General features: G+C 71.0%; 18 protein-coding genes. 12 read left to right on the top strand and 6 right to left on the bottom strand.

From position 1 onward, the window contains the following. The first annotated feature begins 68 nt into the window (after positions 1 to 68). Complete coding sequence (locus EIM47_RS05220) at positions 69 to 1088, top strand: LysR family transcriptional regulator (RefSeq protein WP_028915622.1); 1020 nt, start codon at positions 69 to 71, stop codon at positions 1086 to 1088. Between the two features lie 108 nt (positions 1089 to 1196). Here the strand turns inward: EIM47_RS05220 and EIM47_RS05215 are convergent, their stop codons facing one another. The 6 genes from EIM47_RS05215 to EIM47_RS05190 all read right to left on the bottom strand — a co-directional run bounded on the left by EIM47_RS05215 (position 1197) and on the right by EIM47_RS05190 (position 5370). Next, positions 1197 to 1877: an OmpA family protein gene (locus tag EIM47_RS05215; RefSeq protein WP_019398974.1), complete on the bottom strand. Its 681-nt coding sequence runs from the start codon at positions 1875 to 1877 to the stop codon at positions 1197 to 1199. A 105-nt stretch (positions 1878 to 1982) separates the two neighbouring features. After that, positions 1983 to 3398: a replicative DNA helicase gene (locus tag EIM47_RS05210; protein WP_019398973.1), complete on the bottom strand. Its 1416-nt coding sequence runs from the start codon at positions 3396 to 3398 to the stop codon at positions 1983 to 1985. Between the two features lie 202 nt (positions 3399 to 3600). Continuing rightward, complete coding sequence (gene rplI / locus EIM47_RS05205; protein WP_019398972.1) at positions 3601 to 4050, bottom strand: 50S ribosomal protein L9; 450 nt, start codon at positions 4048 to 4050, stop codon at positions 3601 to 3603. A 142-nt stretch (positions 4051 to 4192) separates the two neighbouring features. Beyond that, on the bottom strand, positions 4193 to 4423 hold the full coding sequence (gene rpsR / locus EIM47_RS05200) for a 30S ribosomal protein S18 (RefSeq protein ID WP_019398971.1): 231 nt from the start codon (positions 4421 to 4423) through the stop codon (positions 4193 to 4195). A gap of 12 nt (positions 4424 to 4435) precedes the next feature. Continuing rightward, a complete protein-coding gene (gene rpsF, locus EIM47_RS05195) occupies positions 4436 to 4864 on the bottom strand; it encodes a 30S ribosomal protein S6 (RefSeq protein WP_026010598.1) in 429 nt (142 codons plus the stop codon). Positions 4865 to 5037: 173 nt separating this feature from the next. Continuing rightward, positions 5038 to 5370 (bottom strand): iron-sulfur cluster assembly accessory protein, encoded by a 333-nt coding sequence (locus tag EIM47_RS05190; RefSeq protein ID WP_019398969.1) that lies wholly within the window; start codon positions 5368 to 5370, stop codon positions 5038 to 5040. A 168-nt stretch (positions 5371 to 5538) separates the two neighbouring features. Between EIM47_RS05190 and asnS the strand changes: the two genes are divergently transcribed. From asnS to EIM47_RS05135, 11 genes are all read left to right on the top strand, one after another. Beyond that, positions 5539 to 6939: an asparagine--tRNA ligase gene (gene asnS / locus EIM47_RS05185; RefSeq protein WP_019398968.1), complete on the top strand. Its 1401-nt coding sequence runs from the start codon at positions 5539 to 5541 to the stop codon at positions 6937 to 6939. 73 nt (positions 6940 to 7012) lie between these two features. Then, positions 7013 to 7318, top strand: a complete 306-nt coding sequence (locus tag EIM47_RS05180) for a hypothetical protein (protein WP_019398967.1) — start codon at positions 7013 to 7015, stop codon at positions 7316 to 7318. Next, positions 7315 to 7614: a hypothetical protein gene (locus EIM47_RS05175; RefSeq protein WP_019398966.1), complete on the top strand. Its 300-nt coding sequence runs from the start codon at positions 7315 to 7317 to the stop codon at positions 7612 to 7614. The genes EIM47_RS05180 and EIM47_RS05175 overlap by 4 nt, the downstream gene beginning before the upstream one ends. A 3-nt stretch (positions 7615 to 7617) precedes the next feature. Then, positions 7618 to 8250 carry an FMN-binding negative transcriptional regulator gene (locus tag EIM47_RS05170; protein ID WP_125076308.1) on the top strand — a complete coding sequence of 211 codons (633 nt, stop codon included), beginning with the start codon at positions 7618 to 7620 and terminating at the stop codon, positions 8248 to 8250. A gap of 37 nt (positions 8251 to 8287) precedes the next feature. After that, positions 8288 to 8953: a carbonate dehydratase gene (gene can, locus EIM47_RS05165; protein WP_028915626.1), complete on the top strand. Its 666-nt coding sequence runs from the start codon at positions 8288 to 8290 to the stop codon at positions 8951 to 8953. A 23-nt stretch (positions 8954 to 8976) separates the two neighbouring features. Continuing rightward, a complete protein-coding gene (locus EIM47_RS05160) occupies positions 8977 to 9534 on the top strand; it encodes a 3-hydroxyanthranilate 3,4-dioxygenase (RefSeq protein WP_019398963.1) in 558 nt (185 codons plus the stop codon). Then, complete coding sequence (kynU, locus tag EIM47_RS05155) at positions 9531 to 10799, top strand: kynureninase (RefSeq protein ID WP_125076307.1); 1269 nt, start codon at positions 9531 to 9533, stop codon at positions 10797 to 10799. Before EIM47_RS05160 ends, kynU begins: the two co-directional genes overlap by 4 nt. 81 nt (positions 10800 to 10880) lie before the next feature. Then, positions 10881 to 12263 (top strand): NAD(P)/FAD-dependent oxidoreductase, encoded by a 1383-nt coding sequence (locus EIM47_RS05150; RefSeq protein WP_205948687.1) that lies wholly within the window; start codon positions 10881 to 10883, stop codon positions 12261 to 12263. A 73-nt stretch (positions 12264 to 12336) separates the two neighbouring features. Then, complete coding sequence (gene sbcB / locus EIM47_RS05145; protein ID WP_125076306.1) at positions 12337 to 13776, top strand: exodeoxyribonuclease I; 1440 nt, start codon at positions 12337 to 12339, stop codon at positions 13774 to 13776. Next, complete coding sequence (locus tag EIM47_RS05140) at positions 13773 to 14459, top strand: DUF2461 domain-containing protein (RefSeq protein ID WP_125076305.1); 687 nt, start codon at positions 13773 to 13775, stop codon at positions 14457 to 14459. The genes sbcB and EIM47_RS05140 overlap by 4 nt, the downstream gene beginning before the upstream one ends. Positions 14460 to 14462: 3 nt before the next feature. Next, positions 14463 to 15050 (top strand): DUF2939 domain-containing protein, encoded by a 588-nt coding sequence (locus EIM47_RS05135; protein WP_125076304.1) that lies wholly within the window; start codon positions 14463 to 14465, stop codon positions 15048 to 15050. The last annotated feature ends 26 nt before the right edge of the window (positions 15051 to 15076 follow it).

Genomic DNA, 15076 nt, shown 5'->3' with positions numbered 1-15076 from the left:
CGATTTGGGGGAATAATCGTCCCGCAGCAGGTCCAATCCTGCGCGCCCCCTCCCCCTCGGAATCCCCCATGGCGTACGACCTCAACGACACCCTCGTCTTCGTCAAGGTGGTCGAGCAAGGCAGCTTCATCGCCGCAGCCCGGGCCCTGGGCCTGCCCAAGACCACCGTCAGCCGCAAGGTGCAGGACCTGGAAGCGCGCCTGGGCGCGCAACTCCTGCACCGGACCACGCGCCGGCTCGGCCTCACCGAGGCCGGCAACGTGTACTTCGAGCATTGCCAGCGCATCGCCCAGGAACTGGAGGAAGCCGAAGGCGCGGTCGGCCAGCTGCAGGGCGGCCCGCGCGGCTGGCTGCGCTTCACCGTGCCCTACTCCATCGGCATCGCCTGGATCTCGCCGCTGCTGGGGCAGTTCCACGCGCAGTACCCGGAGATCCGGCTCGACATGCACATGAGCAACGACCCGGTGGACCTGATCGGCAGCGAGATCGACGTGGCCCTGCGCATCGGTCCGCTGCCCGACTCGACCCTGATCGCGCGGCGGCTGGCCGGCTTCCGCACCCAGGTGTTCGCCAGCCCGTCCTACATCGAGCGCCACGGCGAACCGCTGCATCCGGACGAGCTGCAGCACCATCGCATCCTGGCCGTGCGCAAGCACTACCACTCGCACCCGACGCGCATCACCTGGCCGCTGAGCGACGGCAACGGCGTGACCGACTACCCGATCAACCCGCTGATGGTCGCCAACGATCCCTCCGCGCTGATCGGCGCGGTGCTGTGCGGCGAGGGCCTGACCCTGGCCACCGACGTGGCCGCCAAGCCGTACGTGGAAAGCGGCGCGCTGCGCCGCGTGCTGGCGGGCTGGACCGGACCCGAGGTGGACTTCAGCGCGGTGTTCCCGCGCGGCCGGGTGATGTCGCCGAAGGTGCGCGCGTTCGTCGATTTCCTGGTCGAGCGCCTGAGCTCCAACGCCGACTACATGCTGGTCCATTGCCCCTCGCGCTGCGCCGCCGAGGCGGCCAGGGAGGACGGGAAGGAAGAAGCCAGCGTGCGCGAGGGCAAGCGCATCCTCGAGGAAGTGGTGGGCTGAGCCCGGCGCCCGGCGCGGACGCGGCGGTTCCCGGCAACCCCGGCACCGCCGCGCAAAAGGAAAGGGGCCGCTTGCGCGGCCCCTTCGGGTGCGGCATCCGGTCCCGGATCAGGAACGCACCGGCACCAGGGTGATCTCGACCCGGCGGTTGGCCGCGCGGCCGGCCTCGGTGTCGTTGCTGGCGATCGGATAGCGCTTGCCGGCGCCGATGGTGATGAAGCGCTGCGAGTTGATGCCCTGCGCGACCAGGAACTGGGTGACCGCGCTGGCGCGCTGCTCGGACAGGCGCTGGTTGACCTCGTCGCTGCCGATGCTGTCGGTGTGGCCGGCGACCTCGACCACGGTCTTGTCGTACTCCTTGAGCACGTCGGCCACGCTGCTCAGCACCGGGTAGAACTGCGGGTCGAGGTTGGAGCTGTTGAACGCGAAGGTCACGTTGCCCGGCATGTTCAGGGTGATGTTGTCGCCGTTGCGGGTGACGCTCACGCCGGTGCCCTGCAGCTTGGCGCGCAGCGCGGCCTGCTGGCGGTCCTGGTAGGCGCCGACCGCGCCGCCGGCCAGGCCGCCGACGCCGGCGCCGATCAGCGCATGCTGGCGGCGCTCGACCGCGCTGTTGCCGGTCAGCAGGCCGGCGGCGACGCCGATGCCCGCGCCGATCAGCGCGCCCTTGCTGGTGCGGTTCATCTGCTGCTCGCCGGTGTACGGGTTGGTGGTCTGGCAGCCGGCGGCCACGGCCGCGACCAGGGCGGCGGTGCCGAGCAGGGTCAGGGTCTGCTTGCGGATGTTCATGACGGTTCCTTGATGCGTATGGGGCGGCCAGGGCCGCTGCGTGCGGCATCGTATGCCGGGCCCCGTGAACGGACAATGTTCGCCGGGGCCGCTTCCGACGGACGGCTACTCGAACGAACCGACCGCGTCGTTGGCCAGGTTGTCGAAGCGGGTGTACTCGCCGAAGAACTTCAGCTTCACCGAGCCGGTCGGACCGCTTCGGTGCTTGCCGATGATGACCTCGGCCAGGCCCTTGTCCGGCGAGTTTTCCTTGTTGTAGTACTCGTCGCGGTAGATGAACAGGATGATGTCCGCGTCCTGCTCGATGGCGCCGGATTCGCGCAGGTCGGCCATCACCGGGCGCTTGTCGGTGCGCGTTTCCAGCGAGCGGTTGAGCTGCGACAGCGCGATCACCGGCACGTTCAGCTCCTTGGCCAGGGCCTTGAGCGAACGGCTGATCTCCGAGATCTCGGTGGCGCGGTTCTCGCTGTTGCCGGGCACCTGCATCAGCTGCAGGTAGTCGATCACCACCAGGCCCAGGCCGTGCTCGCGCTTGAGGCGGCGGCACTTGGAGCGCAGCACGTCCGGCGACAGCGCCGGCGTGTCGTCGATGAAGATCTTGGTCTCCTTGAGCATGCGGATGGCCGCGGTCACCCGGCTCCAGTCCTCGTCCTCCAGCTGGCCGGTGCGCAGGCGCTGGGCGTTGACCCGGCCGTTGGAGGAGATCAGGCGCAGCGCCAGCTGCGCCGCGGACATTTCCATCGAGAACACGGCCACCGCCTTCTTCGACTTGATCGCCGCGTACTCGGCGATGTTCAGCGCGAAGGTGGTCTTGCCCATGGCCGGGCGCGCGGCCAGGATGATCAGGTCGGTCGGCTGCAGGCCGGCGGTGATGTTGTCGAACTCGGTGTAGCCGGTCGGCAGGCCGGTGATGTTGCCGCCGCTCTCGAAGCGCTTCTGCAGCACCTCGAAGGCGTCGCGCAGCGCGGTGTTCAGTCCGGTGAAGTCGCTGCGCCCGCGCGCGCCGGCCTCGGCGATCGCGAACACCTCCTGCTCGGCCCTGGCCAACAGCTCGGCGCTGTCGCGGCCTTCCGGCTGGAAGGCGTCGTTGACGATCCCGGTGCCGACCTCGATCAGCTGCCGCAGCACCGCCTTGTCGCGCACGATCTCGGCGTAGGCGCGGATGTTGGCCGCCGACGGCGTGGTGGTGGCCAGCTCGACCAGGTAGGCGCCGCCGCCGATCTGCTCCGAATACCCCTGCGAATCGAACCACTCGCCCAGGGTCACCGCGTCGAACGGCTGGTTCTTCTCGGCCAGTTCGCGGATGGCGCGGTAGATCAGCTGGTGGTCGCGGCGGTAGAAGTCCTTCTCGACCAGCACGTCGCCGACGGTGTCGTAGGACTCCGGCGCCAGCATGAGGCCGCCGAGCACCGCCTGCTCGGCCTCCACCGAATGCGGCGGGACGCGCAGCTGCTCGATGCGGCCGTCGCCGCCATCGCGGTCGCGTTCGCGGTCTTTGCGGAAGCCGGGGCGTGCGGACATTCGGTCGGTTCCTCGGGTGGCCGGCGCGGGCGGCGCCCGGCCGGGTGGATCAGGTGAAACGGCTAGCCATCCTATGCGGGGGCCCGGGCCTCCGCCATGGATAACCCTGTGCATAACGCGTGGACATCTCGCCGGGCGAGACGGCCACAAAAGCGAAGGGCGCCTTGCGGCGCCCTCCGTGGGGTCCTGCGGCCGGGGCCGATCAGGCTTCCGGCTCGACCACGACCTTGACCGTGGTCTCGACGTCGGCGTGCAGGGCGACCTGCACCTCGAACTCGCCGACGTGGCGGATCGGGCCCTCGCCCATGATGACCTCGCTCTTCTCCAGCGGCAGGCCGGCGGCGGTGAAGGCCTCGGCGATGTCGCGCGGGCCGACCGAACCGTACAGCTTGCCCTCGGTCGAGGCGTTGGCCTTGACCGTGACGCTGGCGCCTTCCAGCTTGGCCAGGCGGGCCTGGGCCTCGTCCAGCAGCGCCTTGGCCTTGGCCTCGTACTCGGCGCGCTTGGCCTCGAACTCGGCCAGGTTGGCGGCGGTGGCCGGCACGGCCTTGCCCTGCGGGACCAGGTAGTTGCGGCCGTAGCCCGGCTTCACGGTGACCTTGTCACCCAGGTTGCCGAGGTTGACGACCTTCTGCAGAAGGATCAGTTCCATGGTGTTGCTCCTCTATCCGTTAGCCGCGGCATGGGGCGCGGCAACGCGTGCTGTCCGGATCGGACGGTATGGGGTGCAGCCAGGCAGCTGGCGCGGACGCGCCGGGAGCCGCACGCGGGTGCGGCTCCGGCGGGGCCACGCATCAGATGTCGTGGTTGTCGGTGTACGGGATCAGGGCCAGGAAACGGGCGCGCTTGATCGCGGTGGCCAGCTGGCGCTGGTAGCGCGACTTGGTGCCGGTCACGCGGCTCGGGACGATCTTGCCGTTCTCGGTCAGGTACTGGCGCAGGGTGTTGAGATCCTTGTAATCGATCTCCTTGACGCCCTCGGCGGTGAACTTGCAGAACTTGCGGCGGCGGAAGAACTTGGACATGGGATGTGCTCCTTAGGCGGCTTCGGCGTTGTCGCCGTCGGTTTCGGCGGAGGCGGCGTTGCCCTCGCCTTCCTCGTCACGGCGGCGGCGCTCGCCACGCTCGGGCTTGTCGCCCTTCTCGTCCTTGCTCTTCATGATCAGCGACTGCTCGGTCTCCGGGCCGTCGCGGCGGATGACCAGGTGGCGCAGGATCGCGTCGTTGAAGCGGAAGGTCTCGACCAGCTCGTCGATGGCGGCCTGGCCGACCTCGGCGTTGAACAGCACGTAGTGGGCCTTGACCAGGTTCTGGATCGGGTAGGCCAGCTGGCGGCGGCCCCAGTCCTCGAGGCGGTGGATGGTGCCACCGGCGTTCTCGATCAGGCCCTTGTAGCGCTCAATCATCGCCGGCACCTGCTCGCTCTGGTCCGGGTGGACCAGGAACACGACTTCGTAATGACGCATTGTGTTTTCCTTGTGGATGCTGCCCTTGCGGGCCTGGCAGCCCCCCGTCGACCTGGCGGAAGCGGTGGGGCAAGGGACCCCGGCGCCTGCGCACAGGCGCGGGGAAGCCGGAAATTATGCCGGCTCAGGGACTTGGACGCAATGGGCCGACCGCGGCGGCCGGCGGTCCGTGCTCAGGCGTGCTCGGTGGTGAAGCTTTCGCCGCAGCCGCACTCGGCCTTGGCGTTGGGGTTGCGGAACAGGAAGGCCTCGCCCAGGCCCTGGCGGGCGAAGTCGATCTCGGTGCCGTCCACCAGCGGCAGGCTGGTGGCGTCCACGAAGATGCGCACCCCGTCCTGCTCGAACACGGTATCGCCGTCGCGCTGGTCGCGGGCCAGGTCGGCCACGTGGCCCCAGCCGGAGCAGCCGGTGCGTTCCACGCCGAAGCGCAGCCCCAGCGCCTGCGGGTCGCGCTCCAGGAAGCGGCGGACGCGCTCCAGGGCGGCGGGAGTAAGGGTGACGGCCATGCGGAACCTCCGGAAAACTGCATGCCCATTATAGGCGCCTGCGGCCCGGGCCGCGGCCCGGGGACTGGAACGCAGCGGGCCGGACGGCACGGCGCCTCGCCTGCCACCGCTTGCAACCGCTACACTTCCGCCCTTCCAGTTGGGCTCCACGACACAAGGATTCAAGCCATGACGGTGGTCAGCGTCGAACATGCACTCGCGGGCAAGGTGGCCGCCGGCGGCGAGGTCACGGTACGCGGCTGGGTGCGTACCCGGCGCGATTCCAAGGCGGGACTGAGCTTCGTCAACGTCAGCGACGGCTCCTGCTTCGCCCCGATCCAGGTCGTGGCCCCGGCCACGCTGCCCAACTACGAATCCGAGGTGAAGCACCTGACCACCGGTTGCTCGGTGGTGGCCACCGGCACCCTGGTGCCGTCGCAGGGCCAGGGCCAGAGCTTCGAGATCCAGGCTTCCAGGATCGAGGTCGTCGGCTGGGTCGAGGACCCGCTGACCTACCCGATGCAGCCCAAGCAGCACTCGCTGGAATACCTGCGCGAGTACGCCCACCTGCGCCCGCGCACCAACCTGTTCGGGGCGGTCACCCGCATCCGCCACTGCCTGGCCCAGGCCGTGCACCGCTTCTTCCACGAGCGCGGCTTCTACTGGATCAGTACCCCGATCATCACCACCTCCGACGCCGAGGGCGCCGGCCAGATGTTCCGGGTCTCGACCCTGGACCTGGCCAACCTGCCGCGCACCAAGGACGGCGAGGTCGACTTCTCCCGCGATTTCTTCGGCAAGGAAACCTTCCTGACCGTGTCCGGCCAGCTCAACGTCGAGGCCTACGCCCTGGCGCTGAGCAAGGTCTACACCTTCGGCCCGACCTTCCGCGCCGAGAACTCCAACACCACCCGCCACCTGGCCGAGTTCTGGATGATCGAGCCGGAGGTGGCCTTCGCCGACCTCAACGACGACGCCGACCTGGCCGAGGACTTCCTCAAGTACCTGTTCCGCACCGTGCTGTCCGAACGCGCCGACGACATGGCCTTCATCGCCGAGCGGGTGCAGAAGGACGCGATCACCCGCCTGGAGTCGTTCGTCAACTCGCCGTTCGAGCGCATCGACTACAGCGAAGCGATCAAGCTGCTGCAGGCTTCCGGCAGGAAGTTCGACTTCCCGGTCGAATGGGGCCTGGACCTGCAGACCGAGCACGAGCGCTGGCTGACCGAGGAGCACGTCGGCCGCCCGGTGGTGGTGATGAACTACCCCGAGCACATCAAGGCCTTCTACATGCGCCTGAACGACGACGGCAAGACCGTCGCCGCGATGGACGTGCTGGCCCCGGGCATCGGCGAGATCATCGGCGGCTCCCAGCGCGAGGAGCGCCTGGACGTGCTGGACGCGCGCATGGCCCAGTTCGGCCTGGAGGCCGAGCACTACCAGTGGTACCGCGACCTGCGCCGCTACGGCGGCGTGCCGCACGCCGGCTTCGGCCTGGGCTTCGAGCGCCTGGTGGTCTACACCTGCGGCCTGTCCAACATCCGCGACGCCATCGCCTACCCCCGCGCGCCCGGCAACGCCGAGTTCTGATCCGCGTGGCCCGCGCGCTCCCCCGGGGCCAGCGGGCCGCCATCCACCAGTCACGAACCACCAATCACGCCCCATGCTCCTATTCCTTGCCCTCTGCTTCGTGGGCGTGGCCATCGCCGGGGCAACGGCCTTCGTGATCTTCTGGCCGCTGACCCTGGTCCACATCCGCGATCGCCACGCCGGCACCGCGGCCGACTTCGGCGCCGGCGCGTTCCTGGCGCCGGCGGCGCTGGCCTGGCTGCTCAGCGGGCGTTACCGCGCCGTCGGCGACCGTTCCCTCAGCGGCCTGGCCACCCCGGCCCGGGTCGCGCTCATCACCGTTTTCGCGGGGCTGGCCATGGCCGCCCTGCTCTGGCTGGTCTCGGAGGCAAGCCCATGACACACGACACCTGGTGGCTGGCCACCCTCGGCCGCACCCTGCACTGGGCCCGCCTGCGCGAGCGCGAGGCCGGCACCGCCGAGGTCCTGGACCACGCCGGCACCGTGCACGCCTACGACAGCGAGGACACCGCCCGCTCGATGCTGCTGGACGCCGGCTTCGTCGAGTTCGGCGGCCTGGACGAGGAGGACGCGCTGGAGCGCGGCTTCTCGCTGGACGAGGTCGCCCCGCCGCGGGCCGCGGACGACGCCGCCCTGATCCCCCTGATGACGCTGAGCCTGGGCAAGCGGGCCTGAGCCATGTACGCGCCGCGCGCCTTCGCCGAAACCGACCTGGCGGGGCTCGACGGCCTGCTGGCGCGCGATCCGTTCGTCACCCTGGTCACCAGCGGCGGCGACGGGTTGCCGTTCGCCTCGCACCTGCCGGTGCTTTACCGCCGCCAAGGCGAGGCCGTGGAACTGGAGGGCCACTGGGCGGGCCCCAATCCCCAGGCGGGACATGGCGGCCAGGCGCTCGCCATCGTGCACGGCCCGCACCACTACATCCCCCCCGGCTGGTATCCGGACAAGGCGGAAGCGGCGCGGGTGCCGACCTGGAACTACGCCGCCGCGCACCTGTACGGCACGCTGGAGCCGTTCACCGACGAAGCCGCGCTCGCCGGCCTGGTCGCGCGGCTGGGCGAACGCTTCGAGCGCGAGGTTGGCGGCGACTGGGCCTACGACCACGCCGATCCGCGCCAGCGATCGCAGCTGCGCGGCATCGTCGGCTTCCGCTTCCGCGCGCAGCGGATCGAGCTGAAGTTCAAGCTCAACCAGAACCATCCGCCAGCGAATGTGCAGGGCGCGATCGACGGCCTGCGCGCCCTGCCCGGCGAGGATGCGGCACGGGTTGCCGCGCTGATGGCTGAACGCCTGGCGCGGCGCCGGGGGTGAACGTGTCGCGCGCGCCCGGCTCGTAGATAATGCGGCGATGAGCGAAGACCTCCACGACCTGATCCTCCGCAACCACGCCTGGTCCGAGCGCGTCCGCGCCGAGGACCCGGAGTTCTTCACCCGCCTGTCCAAGCAGCAGGCCCCCGAATACCTGTGGATCGGCTGCTCGGACTCGCGCGTGCCGGCCAACCAGATCATCGACATGGCCCCGGGCGAGGTCTTCGTCCACCGCAACGTCGCCAACGTGGTCGTGCACACCGACCTCAACTGCCTGTCGGTGATCCAGTTCTCGGTGGACGTGCTGAAGGTCAAGCACATCCTCGTCGTCGGCCACTACGGTTGCGGCGGCGTGTACGCCGCGCTGACCCGCCAGCGCCTGGGCCTGGTCGACAACTGGATCCGCCACGTGACCGACGTGGCCGAGCACCACGCCGACTGCCTGCACCAGGCCGGCGACACCGAGCTGCAGCACGCGCGCCTGTGCGAGCTCAACGTGCTCGAGCAGGTGGTCAACGTGTGCAAGACCCACGTGATCCGCGACGCCTGGGACCGTGGCCAGGAACTGACCGTGCACGGCTGGGTCTACAGCCTGCGCGACGGCCGCGTCCACCACCTGGGCATGGACGTGGACCGGATCGAGGACCTGGAGCCGAAGTACGAGGCCGCCCTGGCCCGGATCCGCCAGGACCACGAACTGCGCTGACCCCTTCCCCAGCAAGAGCCGCCATGTTCTCCGCCCCGATCAACCTGCAGGCCTGGATCGAGGAACACCGCCACCTGCTCAAGCCCCCCGTGGGCAACAAGTGCATCCACGACGGCGACTTCATCGTGATGGTGGTCGGCGGCCCGAACGCGCGCACCGACTTCCACTGGGACGAGGGCCCGGAGTGGTTCTTCCAGCTGGAAGGCGAGATGGTGCTGCGGGTGCAGGAAAACCGCGAGGGTGGCCCCGGCTCGCTGCGCGAGATCCCGATCCGCGCCGGCGAGGTGTTCATGCTGCCGCCGCGGGTGCCGCATTCGCCGCAGCGCATGGCCGGCGGTGTCGGCCTGGTGGTGGAGCGCAAGCGCCTGGCGCACGAGCGCGACGGCCTGCTGTGGTACTGCGAGCGCTGCAACCACAAGCTGTACGAGGAGTTCTTCCAGCTGCAGGACATCGAGCGCGACTTCCCCCCGGTGTTCGAGCGTTTCTACGGCTCGCTCGACAGGCGCACCTGCGGCCAGTGCGGCCACGTGCATCCGCCGCGCGCCGCCGCGCCGCGCCCGGCCGTGGAGGAGGCCCGATGAGCGACATCGCCGCGCAGGTGCGCGAACTGGACGCCGCCGACCCGCTGCGCGGCTTCCGCGACGAGTTCCTGATCCCGCCCCACGGCGGCGGCGAGCAGCACTACTTCGTCGGCAACTCGCTGGGCCTGCAGCCGCGCGCGGCGCGCGCGCACGTGCTGGAGGTGCTGGACAAGTGGGCCGCCGAGGCGGTGGAAGGCCACTTCAACGGCGACACCGCGTGGATGGACTACCACCGCCTGGTCCGCGATCCGCTGGCGCGCCTGGTCGGCGCGCTGCCGGAGGAAGTGGTGGCGATGAACACGCTGACGGTGAACCTGCACCTGATGCTGGCCAGTTTCTACTGCCCCGACGCCCGGCGCAGCGTCGTGCTGATGGAAGCCGGCGCCTTCCCCTCCGACCGCCACGCGGTGGAATCGCAGATCCGGCTGCACGGGCTGGACCCGGCGCAGTGCCTGGTCGAGGTCGAGGCCGACCAACCCGACGGCACGCTGTCGGACGAAGCCATCGCCCGGGCCATCGCCGCGCATGGCCCGCGCCTGGCCCTGGTGCTGTGGCCCGGCATCCAGTACCGCACCGGCCAGGCCTTCGACCTGGCGCGGATCGCGGCGCTGGCGCACGCCCAGGGCGCCCGGGCCGGCTTCGACCTGGCCCACGCCGTCGGCAACCTGCCGCTGGCGCTGCACGACGCCGGCGCCGACTTCGCGGTGTGGTGCCACTACAAGTACGTCAATGCCGGCCCCGGCGCGGTGGCTGGCTGCTTCGTCCACCAGCGCCACGGCAACGCCGGGCTGCCGCGCATGGCCGGCTGGTGGGGCCACGAGGCCTCCACCCGCTTCCGCATGGCGCCGGAGTTCGTGCCGGCCGCGGGCGCGGAGGGCTGGCAACTTTCCAACCCGCCGGTGCTGGCGATGGCGCCGCTGCGCGCCTCGCTGGAGCAGTTCGAGCGCGCCGGCGGCATGGCCGCGCTGCGCGCCAAGTCCGAGCGCCTCACCGGCCTGCTCGAGCGGCTGATCCACGAACGCCTGGCCGATACCCTGCAGGTGGTCACCCCCGCCGATCCGCAGCGCCGCGGCTGCCAGCTGTCGCTGCGCGTGACCGGCGGCCGCGAGCGCGGCCGGGCATTGTTCGAGCACCTGCGCGAGCGCGGCTTCCTCGGCGACTGGCGCGAGCCGGACGTGATCCGCATCGCCCCGGTACCGCTGTACAACCGCTACGCCGAAGTGCTGGCGCTGGTCGAGGAAGTGGAACGCTGGCGTTCCGCCTGACCGCGCGGCCCCGCCCCCCCCACCCCGCGCACCGCGTCGGCGCCGCCCACGCCGCGCGCGGATGCACAGGAATCCCCCCGCTTGGACAGCAACGATTCCCGCTCCCTGACCCTGATCGGCGCCGGCCTGGCCGGCTGCCTGCTGGCGATCCTGCTCTCGCAGCGCGGCTGGAAGGTCACCATCTACGAGCGCCGCGGCGACCCGCGGATCAAGGGCTACGAATCCGGCCGCTCGATCAACCTGGCCCTGGCCGAGCGCGGCCGCCACGCCCTGCGCGTGGCCGGGGTCGAGGAAGCGGTGATGCGCCAGGCGGTGATGATGCGCGGGCGCATGGTGCACGCGCTGGACGGCAGCACCATGCTGCAGCGCTACGGCCGCGACGACTCGGAGGTGATCTGGTCGGTGCACCGCGCCGACCTCAACATGACCCTGCTGCAGGCGGCCGAGCGCGCCGGGGCCAGCATCCACTTCCACCGCCGCCTGCACACGGTGGATTTCGACGCCGGCTACGCGCGCCTGATCGACGACCGCGACGACCAGCCGCACGACATCCGCTTCCAGGTACTGATTGGTGCCGACGGCGCTGGCTCGGCGCTGCGCGCGGAGATGGTCCGCCGCGCCGGGATCGGCGAGCGCACCGAGTTCCTGGACCACTCCTACAAGGAGCTGACCATCCCGCCGGCGCCGGATGGCGGCTTCATGATCGAGCCGCACGCCCTGCACATCTGGCCGCGCGGCCGCTACATGTGCATCGCCCTGCCCAACGACGAGCGCACCTTCACCGTCACCCTGTTCCTGCCCAACCACGCCGCGCCCGGCAGCGGCGACCCGTGCTTCGCCAGCGTGCGCAGCGGCGCCGAGGTACGCGCCCTCTTCCAGCGCGACTTCCCCGATGCCCTGCCGCTGATCCCGGACCTGGAGCGCGACTGGGAGAACCACCCGCCGGGCCTGCTCGGCACCCTGTACCTGGACACCTGGCACATGGGCGGGCGCGCGGTGGTGCTGGGCGACGCCGCGCACGCCATGGTGCCGTTCCACGGCCAGGGCATGAATTGCGCGTTCGAGGACTGCGTGGCCCTGGCCGAGGCGATGGACCGGCACGCCACCCTGGAGGACGCGTTCGCCGCGTTCGAGGCCGAGCGCAAGCCCAACGCCGCGGCGATCCAGGCCATGGCCCTGGAGAACTACGTCGAGATGCGCGACCGGGTGGACGACCCGGACTTCCTGCTGCAGCGCGAGCTGGAGCAGGCCCTGCAGGCGCGCCATCCCACCCGCTTCGTCCCGCACTACACCATGGTCACCTTCATGCGCGTCCCGTACGCGCTGGCGCACGCGCGCAGCCAGCTGCAGCGGCGCATCCTGGTGGAAGCCACCGCCGGGCGCAGCGACCTGTCCGGCATCGACTGGGACGCGCTGGCGCGGCGCATCCACGCCGAGCTGCCCGAGCTGGAAGGCGCGCGTTGAGCCGGCGCCGCACGCGCCGCGACGGCGTCGCGGGCTTGCGGCATGGCGCCGCGCCGCGTCCAATACCGGCACCATGACCGACAGCTTCCTGTTCTACGACCTGGAGACCTTCGGCGCCGACCCGCGCCGCAGCCGCATCGCCCAGTTCGCCGCCGTGCGCACCGACCGCGAGCTGCAGGTCGTGGAAGAGCCGATCAGCCTGTTCGTCAGGCCGGCCGACGACCTGCTGCCCTCGCCGACGGCCACCCTGATCACCGGCATCACCCCGCAACAGGCCGCGCGCGAAGGCATCAGCGAGGCCGAGGCGGCCGCGCGCATCGTCGAGGAGATGGCGCGCCCGGGCACCTGCACCCTGGGCTACAACTCGCTGCGCTTCGACGACGAGTTCGTGCGCCACACCCTGTTCCGCAACTTCTTCGACCCGTACGAGCGCGAGTGGCGCGGCGGCAATTCGCGCTGGGACCTGCTGGACGTGCTGCGCCTGGCCCACGCCCTGCGCCCGGACGGCATCGCCTGGCCGAAGCGCGAGGACGGCGCCACCTCGTTCCGGCTCGAACACCTGGCGGAGGCCAACGACGTGCGCGAGGGCGATGCCCACGAGGCGCTGTCGGACGTGTTCGCCACCATCGGCATGGCCCGGCTGCTGCGCCGCGCGCAGCCGCGCCTGTGGGACTACGCCCTGCGCCTGCGCGACAAGCGCCATGCCGCCAGCCTGCTGGATACCTTCGCCATGCAGCCGGTGCTGCACGTGTCCCAGCGCTACCCGGCCGCGCGCCTGTGCGCGGCGGTGGTGCTGCCGCTGGCCGTGCACCCGCACATCAACAACCGGGTGATCGTGTTCGACCTGGACGGCGACGTGGACGCGCTGCTGGAGCAAGGCCCGGAGGAGATCGCCGACCGCCTGTACACGCCGGTGGCCGACCTGCCGCCGGGCGTGGCGCGGGTGCCGCTGAAGGAAGTCCACCTCAACCGTTCGCCGATGCTGGTGCCGTGGGCGCACCTGCGCGCGCCGGACTTCCAGCGCCTGGGCATCGACCCTGACCAGGTATTGGCCCGCGCCGCGCGCCTGCGCGCGCACGGCCCGGAGCTAGCCGAGAAGGCCCGCCAGGTCTATGCCGGCACCCGCGAGGCCGGCCAGGAGGACGTGGACGGCTCGCTGTACTCGGGCTTCTGCGGCGACGGCGACCGCCGCCTGTGCACCCAGGTGCGCGCCACCGCCCCGGCCGAGCTGGGCCGCCGCGCCTTCGATTTCCGCGATCCGCGCCTGCCGGAGCTGCTGTTCCGCTACCGCGCCCGCAACTGGCCGGAAACCCTCGGCGCGGACGAGCGCAGCCGCTGGGACGATTACCGGCGCCTGCGCCTGCAGGCCGACAGCGGCCTGTCCGAGTACACCTTCGACACGTTCTACGCCGAGATCGCCACGCTGCGCGCGGCCCATGCCGGCGACGGCCAGCGCCTGGTGCTGCTGGACCAGCTGGAAGCCTGGGGCCGCGCACTGCAGGACGGATTATGAGCAGCTACTTCAGCGAGGCCAGCCTGCGCTTCCTGCGCGGCCTGGCGCGACACAACGAGAAAGCCTGGTTCCAGGCGCACCGCGCCGACTACGAGGAGCACGTGCGCCAGCCGTTCCTGCGCCTGGTCGCCGACCTGCAGCCGGCACTGGCCGCGATCAGCCCGCACTTCCGCGCCGACCCGCGCCCGGTGGGTGGCTCGCTGTTCCGCATCCACCGCGACGCGCGCTTTTCCAGCGACAAGTCGCCATACAAGACCTGGCAGGGCGCGCGCCTGTTCCACGAGCGCCGGCGCGAAGTGGCGGCGCCGTCGTTCTACATCCACCTGCAGCCCGGCGAGAGTTTCGTCGGCGCCGGCCTTTGGCACCCCGAGCCGGATACCCAGCGCAGGGTCCGCCAGTTCATCTTCGAAAACCCCGGCGCCTGGCGCCGCGCCGCGCACGATCCTGCCTTCCGCCGCCGCTTCGACCTCGACCACTCGGAGATGCTGGTGCGCACGCCGCGCGGCTTCCCCGCGGAGTTCGAGTTCATCGACGACCTGCGCCACCGCAACTGGGTGTTCTGGCGCCCGCTGGAGGACGCCACCATGACCGGCCCGCGCCTGCGCGCGACCCTGGAGAAGGACCTGGCCGCGCTGGGTCCGTTCATGGACTACCTCTGCGCGGCGCTGGACCTGGAGTTCTGACGCATGCCCGCCTCCAGCCACCGCCGGCGTCGCCGGGCCCTGCTGCCGGCAACGGCCGTGGCCGCCCTGCTCCTGCTGGCGGCGTGGATCGCCGCCGGGCCCTGGCTGGCCGTGCGCGCCATCGCCGATGCGCTGGAACGGCGCGACACCGTCGCCCTCGCCCGCCACGTCGACTTCCCGCAACTGCAGGCCAACCTGCGCGCCCAGGTCCAGGACCGGCTGGCGCGCGCGGCTGGCGCCGGGCTGGCTTCGCATCCGCTGGGCGCGCTGGCCGTGGCCGCCGCCGGCAGCCTGGCTGGTGCAGGCATCGAGCTGGCCGCCACGCCCGAAGGCGTGGCCGCGCTGCTGCAGGGCCATGTGTTGTGGCAGCGGCTGGGCGGCCGCGACCGCGGTCCCGGCGAAGCCTGGTCGGTGGAGCCGGCGCGGCCGCTGCACGACGCACGCCTGCGCTACGAGTCACTTTCGCGGGCAACGGTCACCGTGCGCCACGCGCCTGGCACCACCAGCGTCTGGGAGCTGCAGCGCCAGGGCCTGCGCTGGCGCCTGGTGGACATCCGCCTGCCGGGGGATCCGGCCACGCCGCCGGGCTGACGCGTCCCGCCCCTTCCGGTGCGGAT

The organism is Pseudoxanthomonas sp. SGT-18, from assembly GCF_003931645.1.
Taxonomy (GTDB): Bacteria; Pseudomonadota; Gammaproteobacteria; order Xanthomonadales; family Xanthomonadaceae; genus Pseudoxanthomonas.
This window is presented reverse-complemented; position numbering and strand designations above follow the sequence as displayed.